Raw genomic sequence first — 12,556 nt, forward strand, 5'->3', positions numbered from 1 at the left:
ACGGACGCTGTAATTTTTGAAAAGTAGGCGGAGTCAGGGAGTTGGCAGGCCGCGATATGCTGGCAATCGGCGGATTGTCAGCAGAGCGTCATCGGTCGGGGCCGCCCTTCGAGAGGCGAGGTTCATCACAACGAACACAACGCACCCGGCCACGCCGGAACGCCTCCATCCCCCCGGCGTTCGATCCGGGGGCCCAGAGGGAGAGACGGCATGCGTTCGATTCTGACGATGACGGCGGCGGCGGCCTGCGGGCTGGTGCTGACGGGGTGTGCGACGATGCGTGATGACTACGCCTCGGCGTGCGAGCGGGACTACGCCCGGAACCGGGAGTTGGCGACCGGAGCCGGGGCGGCGCTGGGCGCGGCGATCGGGGCGGCGGTGGCCGGGCGCGACAACCGCGAGGAAGGGGCCGCCATCGGCGCCATCGCCGGCGCCCTGATCGGCCGCGAACTGTCCGAGGAGGAGGATCCCTGCGGCTATGGTTTCGGCGGATACAACACGGACTACCGCTATGGCCGCGAGCGCGTTTACTGGCAGGACGGCGGACGGCGCTGGTAGCGGCCTACTCGAAGCGCAGGCCGACCTCGTCGCCGGCCCGCCAGGCCACGACGCAGGCCCGATCAACGGAGGCGATGCGCAGGACCAGCGGCCCGCTGATCTGAACGCCGGTGGCGGCGGTCAGCCGGACCTTGGCGCCGCCGTCGGTGAGGTTGCGAACCACGACGTCGGCGCTTTCCCTGTGCATGCCGTGCAGAAGCTGGCCGCTCATGGCCGTGCGGGGGCGCGGTCGTCGGCGGGGGTCGGCGGCCGGGGCGTCGGGGGAGGTCATGACGGGGGGAGTGTAGGGGACCCGGGAGGGGGAGGGGTTAAGAGGGTTCGGGTTTCCTTCTCCCTCAAGCCGACCTCGGCCCGCCCTAACCCATCCGACGCCGGTGGTCCGCGCTGCGCAGGGTCGAGCGGATGAAGTCGGCCGGGGGGTCGGTCTCGGCCAGGACGGCTTCCTTGATGGCGCGGGGTTCGCCGAAGAGGTGGCCCTGGCCCATGGCGATGTCGAGCTCGAGGATGTCGACAATCTGGCGCTCGGACTCGCATTTCTCGGCGATCAGCTCGATGCCGTAGCGGCGGGTCAGGCCGGCGAAGTCGGCGGCGGAGATGTCGCGCAGACTGGGCAGGGCAGAGGCGCCGTCTAGGTCGAGCAACTGTTCGATCAGCAGGTCGGCGGCCACCTTCATGAATTTCACATCGGACCGCTGCAGGTCGGCGAAGTCGAGGTCGAGGGTCTGGACCTTGTCGATCGAGAAGCGGAAGCCGAGGTCGGCCAGCTTGGCCATGTTGCGGGCCTCGACCGCGCCGCGGGCGTCGAAGGTGGCCTGGCCCAGTTCGAAGATCAGGGCCTGGTTGAGGTCGCGGTTCTCGGAAAGGAAGTCGAGGAACTGGGGGAAGAAGGTCTCGTCGCCGAGCGAGGACAGGGCGACGTTGCAGAAGACGCCGACCTTGCGGTCCTGACGCGCCAGGCGGCGGACGATCTGGGCGCAGCGGAACAGCAGCAGGTTGTCGATAGCCGGGACCAGGCCCTCGCCCTCGGCGACCGAGAGGTATTCGGCCGGCATCATGACGCGGTCGTCCGCGGCGCGCAGGCGGGTGAAGCTCTCGTAGAAGATGGTCCGGCGCTGGGGCAGGGAGACGACCGGCTGGAGGTAGAGGTCGACGCGGTTCTGGGCCAGGGCCTCGTGGATGGTCTGCAGCAGGACGTTGGACTGTTCGCGGTGGCGGGCCTCATAGGTATTGGTCGGGGCCGGCTGGGAGACGCGCTGGTCGATCGACTCGCTCATCTGCTGGATCAGGGTCTCCAGCATGCGGACTTCGCCGGACAGGGCCTCATTGGAGGTCACGGCGCCGGATTCGATGGCCTGGGCCAGTTCGGTGAGCGCGCCTTGCGTCGACTCCATGGCGTCGGCGAGCAGACGGTGGGCCTCGCGGACCTGTTCTATTTCCTTCGTCAGGGCGGCCTTGTCGGCGCGGCCCGAGATGGAGGCATGGACGGCGATCAGCAGGCCCATGGTGGCGATGGCTCCGGCCGCGCCCGCGCCGGCGCCGAGGCCCGCGCGCCACACGAAGGCGCCGACCGTGAGGGCCAGGAAGAGGTAGCCGAAGAACAGGAAGCCCTGGGTGAGTGCGCGCATTGGAAACGGATGGTCCGTGTTCCCGGATGGAATCGCCTGAGTATCAGGGTATCAGAGCGGATCGCCTAGCGGTCCGGCACGAATTCTCCCCAAGCTTCGAGGTTAACGATGGAATTGTTCGATCTGAGCGGCAAGGTCGCGGTCATCACCGGCTCGTCCAGGGGGATCGGCAAGGCGATCGCCGAGCGGATGGCCGAGCACGGCGCCCGCGTGGTGATCAGCTCGCGCAAGGCGGGGCCGTGCCAGGAGGTGGCCGACACCATCAACGCGAAGCATGGCGAGGGCCGGGCCATGGTCGTGCCCGCCAACATCGCCTCGAAGGAGGATCTGCAGCGGCTGGTCGACGAGACCAACGCCGCCTGGGGTCAGATCGACATCCTGGTCTGCAACGCGGCGACCAATCCCTATGCGGGGCCGATGGCGGGGATCAATGACGAGCAGTTCGGCAAGATCCTGCAGAACAACGTCGTGTCCAACCACTGGCTGATCCAGATGGTCGCGCCGCAGATGCTGGAGCGGCGGGACGGATCGGTGATCATCGTCTCGTCGATCGGCGGGCTGCGGGGCAATGCGCTGATCGGCGCCTACAACATCTCCAAGGCGGCCGACATGCAGCTGGCGCGCAATCTGGCGGTGGAGTGGGGGCCGTCGAACGTGCGGGTCAACTGTATCGCGCCGGGACTGGTGCAGACCGATTTCGCCAAATACCTGTGGGAGAACCCCGAGCTGCTGAAGCAGGTCACCGACCCCGCGCCGTTGAAGCGGATCGGCCAGCCGGACGAGATCGCGGGGGCGGCCGTCTATCTGGCGGCGCCGGCCTCGGCCTATATGACGGGCCAGACGCTGGTGGTGGACGGCGGGATCACCATTGCCTGGTAAGGGGAAGCGGAGGCGGGAGGAGGGGCCATGCTGATCCGGATTCCGGTCGCGGTCGGCGAGCTGTTCGACAAGATCACCATCCTGCGGATCAAGGCCGCGCGGCTGTCGGACGCCGGGCAGCTGGCCAATGTCGGCCGCGAGCTGGCCGAGCTGGAGGCGGTGGCGGCGGAGGTGCCGGGGTCGGAGGAACTGGACGCGCTGGTCGGGCGGCTGCAGGCGATCAATGACGCCCTGTGGGATGTCGAGGACGGCAAGCGGGCGCATGAGCGCGAGGGGCGGTTCGACGCCGATTTCATCGCGTTGGCGCGGCGGGTCTACAAGGAGAACGACCAGCGGGCGGCGGTGAAGCGGGACATCAACCGGGTGACCGGCTCGGCCCTGGTCGAGGAAAAATCGCATGGTCGGTGATGGGGCCGGTGATGACGGCGTCCTGATCATAACCGGCAGCATGATCGGGGACGTCATCCTGAGCACGGGAGCGATCGCGGAGATCGTGCGGCGGCATCCGGGGGCGAAGGTGACGGTGGTCTGTTCGCCCGGCACGGCCATTCTGTTCCGCCACATGCCGGCGGAGACGGAGATCATCCCGCTGGTGAAGCAGAAGCGCGGCGGGCACTGGCTGGCGCTGTGGCGGACGCTGCGGCGGCGGCGCTGGGCGCGGATCCATGACTTCCGCGACAGCGTGGCGGGGCGGTTCCTGAACGGGCCGCGCGTCATCCCGCGCCGGGCCGGCGGGGGGGGCGTTCACAAGGTGGTGGAGGCGTCGAGCATCCTGGGCGACGGGCCGGCGCTGCCGCCGGTGCTGTGGCTGGCGAACGCGGCGGAGGGACTGCCGGCGTCGGTGACGAAGGCGAAACGGCTGCTGGTGCTGGGGCCCGGGGCGACGCGGGCGGGCAAGGCCTGGCCGGTCGAGCGGTTCGCGGAGCTGGCGGCCCGTCTGACGGCGAAGGGCGGGCTGCTGGAGGGGGCGGTGGTGGTCCCGACCGGCGGGCCGATGGACCGGGCGGCGGCGGACGCGATCGGCGCGGGCGTGCCGGCGGCGCGGTTCATCGACCTGACCGGCGCCGACCTGCTGACCACCGCGGCCCTGATGGCGCGGGCCGATCTGTTCGTGGGCAATGATTCCGGCATGATGCATCTGGCGGCGGCGTCGGGCGCGCCGACGCTGGGGCTGTTCGGGCCGACGGACGAACGGCTGTATGGTCCGTGGGGCGCGCGCGCCGCGGCGGTGCGGGCGCCCGGCGTGAGCGTGGTGTTCGGCAAGACGTCGAAGACGGTGAGCAGGACCGAGACCCAGATGGGGGCGCTGACGGTCGATGAGGTTGTCGCCGCGGCCGGACGGCTGATCGGCGCAGTGGATGAGGTCTGATATTTCCGGCGATCCCGCACGCACGCACCGACCGCCGAGCGCGGCGCCGCTCCAGGCCCGGGTCGGGGCCGGGATGCGTCAGCACCTGATCTGGCGGCTGGAGTCGGTCGGGTTCGCGGGATTCATCGGCCTGATGCGGTTGCTGGGGGTCGAGCGGGCCTCGGCGCTCGGCGGCTGGCTGCTGCGGACGCTCGGACCGAAGACGGGGACGCAGCGGACCGTGATGCGCAACCTGCGTATCGCCTTTCCCGATATGGACCCCGCCGAGCGCGAGCGGCTGGCCGTCGATCAGTGGGAACAGACCGGCCGCGCCTTCGCCGAGACGGCGGTGATGGACCTTCTGGTGAAGGAGAACCGGATCGAGGTGGTCGGGCTGGAGCGGCTGCACGCGATCCGGGACAGCGGAAAGCCGGTGGTCTTCGTCGCCGGCCATTTCGCCAATATCGAGACGCAGGCGGCGGCCATCATCGGGGCCGGCGTGCCGTGCCAGATCACCTATCGCGCCGCCAACAATCCCTATGTCGACGCCCAGATCATCGCCGCCCGGTCACGCTATGGCGTCCGGCTGTTCGCGCCCAAGGGCGGGGACGGCGCGCGCGAACTGCTGGCCGGAATGGCGCGCGGCGAGTCCGTGGCGCTGATGAATGACCAGAAGTTTTCGGAGGGGCCGGAGGTGACCTTCTTCGGTCAGCCGGTGAACGCCGCGCCGGGGCCGAGCCGGCTGGCGCTGCGGTTCGGCACGGTGATCCACCCCCTGTCGGTGGTGCGGCTGCCGGGGGTGCGCTTCCGGATGACGGTGCATGAGCCGATCGAGCTGACGCAGACCGGCGACCGCCAGGCCGACATCGCGCGCGCGGTGCAGACCATCACGAGCTTCATCGAGGCGCGGGTGCGCGAGAATCCGGTCGACTGGTTCTGGGTCCACAAGCGGTGGCCGGACCGGGTCTATGCCGCGCTGGAGCCGCCCTTGGCCTGATCCGCGGCCCGGCGCAGCGGACCCTTGTAGTTGGAGGCGGTGGTGCGGCGCCGGTCGGGGCCGAAATAGCCGTCCGTCTTCACGAACGGGCGGGGATGGAAAATCACCGCCTGGATGCGGTCGAGGATGGCCTTGGCGGTGATCGGCTTGACCACGAACTCGGTCACCCCGGCGTCGCGCGCCTCATAGACGCGGCTGCGTTCGGAATGGCCGGTCATCATGATGATCGGCAGATAGGGATTGGCGCTGTCGGGACTGTTGCGGACCAGACGGGTGAATTCGACCCCGTCCAGCGGGAACATGTTGAAGTCGACGATGACCAGATCGACGGCGTACTCGCGCAGAACCTCGAGCGCGGCCGCGCCGTCGGACGCCTCGCGCACCTGGCGGATGCCGGCCGACTGCAGCACGGCGGACGTGATGGTCCGCATGTGCTGGTTGTCGTCGACCAGCAAGACTTTGAGCGCCTGGAGAGAGGCCATGGGATGGATGGAGCCGTGCCGGGATCGGCGGGAGAATGATCAATTTAGAGGGCGAATCATTACCGGTCCATGACCGATCAATGTTCACTCACCCGGATAACCGGTTACGCACGTTCAGGTTTTCACCAGAAGCGAGGGATCGAGGTTGCGGTCGCGCCACTTCATGCGCCAGCACAGGTGAGGGCCGGTGGCCCGGCCGGTCATGCCCACGCGCCCGATCGGGTCGCCGCGCCCGAGTTCCTGCCCCGCGGAGACGTCGATCCGGGACTGATGAAGACAGGCGGTGATCAACCCCTGGCCGTGGTCGATCAGGACCAGACCGCCCTCGAAATGCAACCCTGGCTGGGCGAGGGTGACGCGGCCGGCGGCGGGGGCCCGGATCACGGTCCCCTGCGGCGCGGCCAGATCGATGCCGTAGTGGGGCCGCGCCGGGGTCCCGTTCAGGACTCTCTGGCTGCCCCAGCGGCTGGTGACGCGGAAGCTTTCCAGCGGCCAGTCGAAGCCGTCGCGGAAATGGTCGGCGTCGATGCGGCTGGCGAACCCCTCGGTCTTGAGCAGGACCTCGCGCCGGATGCGGGCCAGCAGCTCGGGATCGGACGGCTCGACGGTCGAGGGCGGCAGGCCGTTGACGCGGGTCGAGGGAAACTGGCCGGGCGCGATGTCGAGGGTGCGGGTGGCGGTGCGGCCCTCGAGCCGGGTCTCGATCCGGACGCTGCCGGGGGCGTCGCGGTCGAAGCCGACGATGAAGACGCCGGCGGCCGAGGCGGCGGTCAGGGATTCGCCATCGACAAAGACCAGGGCGCGCGGCCAGGTCCGACCCAGGGCATGGCCGCCCTGGACGAACCGGCCGGTCAGGGTCAGGCCCTCGACATCCTGGGCCCGGGCCGTTCCGGCGGCGAGCAGGGCGCCGGAGCCGAGCACAACACGCCGGCGGTCCAGCATCAGTCGGCCTGTCCCAGCCGCTGGAAGGCCTCGCCGGGGCCGGCATAGGCCTCCTGAAGGCTGACGGACCAGTAGCGCAGGGTCTCGAGCGGTATGCTCTTGCCGGTGACCGCACAGGTGACGAAACGGCCGGGCTTGAGCACGGCGAACTCGCCGTCGCCGTAATGCAGGGTCGCCTTGGCGGTCTGGGTCTTGGCCATGGTCGCAGGCTAGCCTGAGGGTGCGGATAGCGCCACGGCTTTCGCGTCAGAACAGATCGCCCTGGCCGGGCGGCGGCGCTTTCGGCTTCGGCGGGAGCGCGGGCTTCGCTCGGGCCGGCGGCGGGTCCCCGGCGCCGTCGATCCGGGCGCCGCGCGACCCGTCGGCGAAGAACAGGCGCACGGCCTGGCCGTCCTGAAGGGCGGCGGCGGCGGCGATCATGACGCCGTCCTCGGCCTCGACCCGGGCGAAGCCGGGCTTGGGCGTTTTGGGGTTGAGGCCGGACAGGGCGCGCGACAGGGCGGCCAGCCGGGCCTCGTCGCGTTCGAGCCGACGCGGCAGGGCGATGAGGCGGCCCCCTGCTGAGTCGAGCCGGGCGGCGCGCTGATCCAGCCGGCGGTGCAGGGGTTCCGGCGACAGCCGGGCGACGGCTCGAAGCAGACGGTGCTCATGGGCCTTCACATTGGCGGCGAGCCCGGTGCCCAGGCGCGCGGCCATCGACTCCAGCCGGTCGCGGCGGCGCTCCATGGCGCGGTCCAGCAGGGCGCGCGAGAGGCGGCCCGTGACGGTGATCAGGCCGCGCTCATGCACCGCCAGATTTCGGGTCAGGCCCGAGGCCAGCCGGCTGCCGGCGTGGTCGAGGCGCTGTTGCGGCAGGGCCAGCAGATCCTCGGGCCGGGCGGGCAGGCCGCGGGCGGCGGCGCGCAGCCGGGTGCGGCGGTCCTCCAGAATGCGGCCGCCGGCCCGGGCGAGGCGGCGGTCGAGGTCGGCGACGGCATAGGCCAGGTCGGCCAGCACGGGGGTGGCGATCTCGGCGGCGCCGGTGGGGGTGGGGGCGCGCCGGTCGGAGACGAAGTCGATCAGGGTGGTGTCGGTCTCGTGCCCGACGGCCGAGATGATCGGGATGGAGGCGGCGGCGACGGTGCGGGCGAGGGCCTCGTCATTGAACGCCCAGAGGTCCTCGACCGAGCCGCCGCCGCGGGCGACGATGACCACGTCGGGGCGAGGTATCGGACCGCCCGGCTTCAGGGCGTCGAAGCCGCGGATGGCGGCGGCGACCTGACCGGCGGCGGCGTCGCCCTGGACGACGCAGGGCCAGACGATGACGCGGCAGGGCCAGCGCTCGGCGATGCGGTGCAGGATGTCGCGGATCACGGCGCCGGTCGGGCTGGTGATGACGCCGACCACGGCGGGGAAGGTCGGGATGGGTTTCTTGCGACCCGGTTCGAACAGGCCCTCGCCGGCCAGTTTCGCCTTCAGCCGCTCCAGCTGGGCCAGCAGGGCGCCGGCGCCGGCGGCCTCCATGGTCTCGATGACGATCTGGTACGAGGAGCGGGCCGGGTAGGAGGTGATCTTGCCGGTGACGATGACTTCCAGGCCCGACTCGGGCCGGACGCCGAGGCCGCGGACCGAGCCCTTCCAGATGACGCCGTCGATGGCGGCCTTGTCGTCCTTGAGCGTCAGATAGACGTGGCCCGAGGCGTGGTGGTTGACCTTGGATATCTCGCCGCGAAGGCGGACATGGCCGAACCGGTCCTCGAGCGTGCGCTTGAGGGCGAAGGACAGCTCGGACACCGTCTGGGGCGGATTGTTGTCCCGCGCGGGCGGCGGCGGCTCATCGGCCGGGCCCTCGAAGACGTAGGAGTCGTCGCTCATGGGGGGAGGGTAGCGGGCGGAGGCGGTGGCGGGAATGGGGAACGGCGTCGGCCGGACGCCCTGATCGTCAGTTGCCTCCGACGGGCCGCTCATGAGACCTTCCCTGACCCGCAACCGGAGGCCGTGTCGGCATGAGTATGGTGTTGGCGCTTCTGCTCACCCAGGCCGTTGTGAACGTGCCGGCCTATTCGCCGCCCCGCGCCCTGCCGCCCGCGGCGGATGCCGGGCGACTGAGTCTGGTGGTCGCCACCACCGTCTCGGAAACCGATCCGCACCCGCTGTGCGACCGGCCCAACTGCACCTCGCTTTTCCTGGGCCGGTATCGCGACGCGCGCACCCTTGCGGGCCCCGCGGTTGATCCCGAATTCGGCGCCCGGGTGGAGATGGGTTCGCCTTGGAACACCTCCTACAGGCTCGCGCTGATCGTTGAGGACCGACCGGGTCAGGAACGGCTGGTGCGCGCTGTCGCCGGGTTCAATCAACGCACCGGCCAGGCCTGTTTTGACGACCAGGAGACCGGGCCGCTGAACTGGACTCCGGAGGGCCCCGGGGTGTCCAGCGCCAACGGCAGGGTCTGCGTCACGGAGTCGGCCGGGCCGCCCCAAGAGTGACTTGCCGATCTCCGTGATCATCGGTAGGCAACGAGCAGAAACGGTTGTTTTTACGCCGTGATTTGTACGCTTGAGGCCGCCCGGTGAAGTCCAACGATCCAGATTCCGGCACGCCGGACGCCGTCCGCGCGTCGGAGGACGGGGCGTCTGCCAGAGAGCCGGTGAATCCCCTGCCGATCCTGCGCTGGTCGACGCACGACCTGCCGCCTGAAGAGCGGTACCGCACCTGGTATCTGAGGGACTGGCCGCGCAGCGAGCCGATCTTCCGGACCGAGCCCAGCGAACCGTTCAACACGCGCTGGGAATCGGTCCAGCTGGGTCAGGTGACCTTCGTCCATACCGAGATCACCGGCATGCGCTGGGAGCGGCGGGCGCAGGACATCCGCGTCTCGGACTTCGATTCGATCATCGTCAACATGATGATCGACGGCGAGGCGCAGGGAGATCTGGACGGGCGGCCGTTCCACCAGACGGCGGGCATGTTCCATTTCCACGACCTGAGCCGGCCCTCGCTGCATGGCTCGACCGCCAGCCTGACCCACAGTGTGATCATTCCCCGGCCCGTGGCGGAGGCCTGGTTCGCGCCGATCCACGACCTGCACGGGCTGGTTGTCGGGGGCGCGGCGGCGAAGCCCCTGTTCGCCTATTCCGCCCACCTGCGCGAGATGATGCCGCGCCTCGACCTGTCGGAGGCGGACCGCCTCGGGCGGGTCTTTCTGGAACTGCTTTCCGTCGCCCTGCTGGACAAGCGGCCGCCGCCGTCGAGCCGCCTGAGCGCGGAGAGCATCCTGCGCCGGCGGGCGGCGGAGGAGATCGAACTGCGTCTCGGGCGGGGGATCGTCATCGCCGACCTGTGCCGCGCCCTGGGCACGTCCCGCAGCCGGCTTTTCGCGGCCTTCCAGGCCGACGGGGGAATCCAGACCTACATCCTGGGCCAGCGTCTCGAGCGGGCGCGCACGGCCCTGGCCGACCTCGAGCCAGCCGGGTCGATCAACAATATCGCCCTTCGCCTGGGGTTTGGGGACGCCTCCCATCTGAGCCGGTCGTTCCGGAAACGGTACGGAATGGCCCCGAGCGAGTACCGCAAACTGCTGGCGACCGGGCCCGCCGAGGTGGCGGGGACCGAGGGTTCGGAAGCGCCCGCCGCGGAGTAGAGGATCGGGGTCTTCTTCGAGGAACTCTACGCCTGTTCGCGCTATTGAGCCGGGATGGCCGACCCCCGCGACACCGATCCCGACGACCGCGACCCCCGCGAACGCGAGCTGGGGCGGCGCAGCGAGGGGCCGGCGGTCAGCCCCTGGCTGGTCGTCGGCGTGATCCTGCTGATCGGCGCGGCGGTCTATGTGATCTCGGCCGTGGCGCCGTGATCGCCATCCGCGACTTGACCGCCTTCGCAGGCGCCGTCATTGCGCGGGGATGAATATCCTGCTGGTCGGATCAGGCGGGCGTGAGCACGCCCTGGCGTGGAAAATCGCCCAGTCGCCGCTGACGCGGCGGCTGGTCATCGCGCCGGGCAATCCGGGCATGGAAAAGCTGGGCGAGCTGCGGCCGTTGAAGGTCACGGACGCCGAGGGGCTGGCGGCGCTGGCGCGCGAGATCAAGGCCGATCTGGTGGTGGTCGGGCCGGAGACGGCGCTGGAGGCCGGGCTGGCCGACCGGCTGGCGACCGCGGGCATTCCCTGTTTCGGACCGACCAAGAAGGCGGCGCAGCTGGAGACCTCCAAGGCCTTTTCCAAGGCCTTCATGGAGCGGCACGAGATTCCGACGGCGGGGTTCGGCGTCTATGAGCGACTGCACGAGGCGCGGCAGGCGCTGTCGGTGTTCAAGCCGCCCTATGTGATCAAGGCCGACGGCCTCGCGGCGGGCAAGGGCGTGGCGATCAGCCCGACGAAACGCGACGCCGAGGCCGAGATCGAGCGGATGCTGGGCGGCCGGTTCGGGACCGCCGGGGCGCGGGTGGTGATCGAGGAGTTCATGGACGGCGAGGAGGGCTCGCTGTTCGCCGTCTGCGACGGGACCCGGGCCGTGCTTCTGGGCGGGGCGCAGGATCACAAGCGCGCCTATGACGGCGACCTGGGACCCAACACCGGCGGGATGGGCAGCTATTCGCCGGCGCCGGTGTTCACGCCCGAGCTGGTCGAGGCGGCGGACCGGCTGGTGGTGCAGCCGGTGGTCGCGGCCATGGCGGCCGAGGGGATGCCCTATCGCGGCGTCCTGTACGCCGGTCTGATGGCGACGGCGGACGGGCCCAAGGTGGTCGAGTTCAACGCCCGCTTCGGCGATCCGGAATGCCAGGTGCTGATGATACGGCTGGAGGGGGATGTGGTGCCCCTGCTGCTGGCCTGCGCACGCGGGGATCTGACGCGCGCGCCGGTTCCGTCGTTCCGGGACGAGACGGTGATCTGCGTGGTGCTGGCGGCTTCGGGCTATCCCGACAGCCCGCTGGAGGGGTCGATCATCCGCGGCGCCGAACAGGATTTCGGGCCGCATGTGCAGGTGTTCCACGCGGGAACGCGGCGGCGCGCCGACGGCCAGCTGGCGGCGGCGGGCGGCCGGGTGCTGAATGTCTGCGCGCGCGGCCGGGACATCGCCGAGGCGCGCGAGCGGGCCTATGCGGCGGTGAAGAAGATCGACTGGCCGGGCGGGTTCCACCGGACGGACATCGGCTGGCGGGCGCTGGAGCGGGAGTAGGCGCGGCGCGACTGCGGTGGCGATCTGAACACCTGTCTCGCTGAAGTTGAAGCCGCGTGCACCGTCTGCAGGTCATGGTATGTTCTGTCCATGCCTGAGCCGCCCAACGAAATGCATGAAGAGCCCGGCGTATTCGATTTCGCCGACGAAGCGGCGGATGAGGCGTCGATGGTCCGCGGCGAAGCTGACTTCGAAGCCGGGCGTGTGGTCGGTCACGAAGCCGTAAAGCGTTGGCTGCTGTCGCTGTCGACCGAAAACCCGCTGCCTCGACCCAAATGGGGCGAGTAGTCTGGTCGGATGAGGCCATGGAGAACGCGGCCGAGATTACCGGCTATGTTCGGGATTTCAGTCCTGCCGCCGCAGCGCGTCTCGACATGCAGTTTGTCAGTGTGGCGGAAAGTCTGGAGACTTTTCCCGAGCGCGGACGACCCATCGGTCGTGGCCGTCGCGAGGTTCTCGTCTTGAAGCCATATGTCATGCGCTATGTGCTGGTTTCGGACGAGGTGCGAGTTCTCTCAATCCGCCATGGCGCAAGGCGACCGCTCAGCTAGACCCAGGCGGCGGTCGTG

Annotated in this window: 17 protein-coding genes; 11 read left to right on the top strand and 6 right to left on the bottom strand. The window is 69.8% G+C overall.

Annotation, left to right across the window (positions count from 1 at the left end):
• The first annotated feature begins 210 nt into the window (after positions 1-210).
• On the top strand, positions 211-558 hold the full coding sequence (locus tag B2742_RS03010) for a glycine zipper 2TM domain-containing protein (RefSeq protein ID WP_292062796.1): 348 nt from the start codon (positions 211-213) through the stop codon (positions 556-558).
• A 4-nt stretch (positions 559-562) separates the two neighbouring features.
• On the opposite strand, the gene B2742_RS03015 is transcribed toward B2742_RS03010, so the two are convergent.
• The gene (locus B2742_RS03015) at positions 563-769 is read right to left on the bottom strand and encodes a hypothetical protein (RefSeq protein WP_292062798.1); all 207 of its coding nucleotides are present in this window, start codon (positions 767-769) and stop codon (positions 563-565) included.
• 145 nt (positions 770-914) lie between these two features.
• Positions 915-2,183, bottom strand: coding sequence for an EAL domain-containing protein (locus B2742_RS03020; protein ID WP_292062801.1), 1,269 nt, complete (start codon positions 2,181-2,183; stop codon positions 915-917).
• Positions 2,184-2,291: 108 nt separating this feature from the next.
• On the opposite strand from B2742_RS03020, the gene B2742_RS03025 reads away from it, so the two are divergent.
• The 4 genes from B2742_RS03025 to B2742_RS03040 all read left to right on the top strand — a co-directional run bounded on the left by B2742_RS03025 (position 2,292) and on the right by B2742_RS03040 (position 5,407).
• On the top strand, positions 2,292-3,062 hold the full coding sequence (locus B2742_RS03025) for an SDR family NAD(P)-dependent oxidoreductase (RefSeq protein WP_292062804.1): 771 nt from the start codon (positions 2,292-2,294) through the stop codon (positions 3,060-3,062).
• A 27-nt stretch (positions 3,063-3,089) separates the two neighbouring features.
• Entirely contained in the window at positions 3,090-3,470 is a 381-nt protein-coding gene (locus B2742_RS03030; RefSeq protein WP_292062806.1) for a DUF6165 family protein, read from the top strand.
• 40 nt (positions 3,471-3,510) lie between these two features.
• Complete coding sequence (locus B2742_RS03035) at positions 3,511-4,431, top strand: glycosyltransferase family 9 protein (protein WP_292062807.1); 921 nt, start codon at positions 3,511-3,513, stop codon at positions 4,429-4,431.
• 73 nt (positions 4,432-4,504) lie between these two features.
• On the top strand, positions 4,505-5,407 hold the full coding sequence (locus B2742_RS03040; RefSeq protein WP_292062808.1) for a lysophospholipid acyltransferase family protein: 903 nt from the start codon (positions 4,505-4,507) through the stop codon (positions 5,405-5,407).
• On the opposite strand, the gene B2742_RS03045 is transcribed toward B2742_RS03040, so the two are convergent.
• From B2742_RS03045 to xseA, 4 genes are all read right to left on the bottom strand, one after another.
• Positions 5,377-5,889, bottom strand: a complete 513-nt coding sequence (locus B2742_RS03045; RefSeq protein WP_292062810.1) for a response regulator — start codon at positions 5,887-5,889, stop codon at positions 5,377-5,379. The genes B2742_RS03040 and B2742_RS03045 overlap by 31 nt on opposite strands.
• Before the next feature lie 114 nt (positions 5,890-6,003).
• Positions 6,004-6,831, bottom strand: a complete 828-nt coding sequence (locus B2742_RS03050; RefSeq protein ID WP_292062811.1) for a M23 family metallopeptidase — start codon at positions 6,829-6,831, stop codon at positions 6,004-6,006.
• Positions 6,831-7,031 (bottom strand): DUF2093 domain-containing protein, encoded by a 201-nt coding sequence (locus B2742_RS03055; RefSeq protein WP_292062813.1) that lies wholly within the window; start codon positions 7,029-7,031, stop codon positions 6,831-6,833. The genes B2742_RS03050 and B2742_RS03055 overlap by 1 nt, the downstream gene beginning before the upstream one ends.
• A gap of 46 nt (positions 7,032-7,077) precedes the next feature.
• Positions 7,078-8,685, bottom strand: a complete 1,608-nt coding sequence (gene xseA, locus B2742_RS03060; RefSeq protein WP_292062814.1) for an exodeoxyribonuclease VII large subunit — start codon at positions 8,683-8,685, stop codon at positions 7,078-7,080.
• 131 nt (positions 8,686-8,816) lie between these two features.
• Between xseA and B2742_RS03065 the strand changes: the two genes are divergently transcribed.
• From B2742_RS03065 to B2742_RS03090, 6 genes are all read left to right on the top strand, one after another.
• Positions 8,817-9,296: a hypothetical protein gene (locus B2742_RS03065; protein ID WP_292062815.1), complete on the top strand. Its 480-nt coding sequence runs from the start codon at positions 8,817-8,819 to the stop codon at positions 9,294-9,296.
• Between the two features lie 83 nt (positions 9,297-9,379).
• Positions 9,380-10,450, top strand: coding sequence for a helix-turn-helix transcriptional regulator (locus B2742_RS03070; RefSeq protein WP_292062817.1), 1,071 nt, complete (start codon positions 9,380-9,382; stop codon positions 10,448-10,450).
• 54 nt (positions 10,451-10,504) lie between these two features.
• Positions 10,505-10,663: a hypothetical protein gene (locus tag B2742_RS03075; protein ID WP_292062818.1), complete on the top strand. Its 159-nt coding sequence runs from the start codon at positions 10,505-10,507 to the stop codon at positions 10,661-10,663.
• 49 nt (positions 10,664-10,712) lie between these two features.
• The gene (gene purD / locus B2742_RS03080; protein ID WP_292062822.1) at positions 10,713-11,987 is read left to right on the top strand and encodes a phosphoribosylamine--glycine ligase; all 1,275 of its coding nucleotides are present in this window, start codon (positions 10,713-10,715) and stop codon (positions 11,985-11,987) included.
• A gap of 90 nt (positions 11,988-12,077) precedes the next feature.
• Positions 12,078-12,275 (top strand): CopG family transcriptional regulator, encoded by a 198-nt coding sequence (locus tag B2742_RS03085; protein WP_292062824.1) that lies wholly within the window; start codon positions 12,078-12,080, stop codon positions 12,273-12,275.
• A gap of 17 nt (positions 12,276-12,292) precedes the next feature.
• Positions 12,293-12,538 (top strand): type II toxin-antitoxin system RelE/ParE family toxin, encoded by a 246-nt coding sequence (locus B2742_RS03090; RefSeq protein WP_292062826.1) that lies wholly within the window; start codon positions 12,293-12,295, stop codon positions 12,536-12,538.
• Positions 12,539-12,556 lie beyond the last annotated feature (18 nt).

This window comes from Brevundimonas sp. UBA7664 (assembly GCF_002483305.1).
Taxonomy (GTDB): domain Bacteria; phylum Pseudomonadota; class Alphaproteobacteria; order Caulobacterales; family Caulobacteraceae; genus Brevundimonas.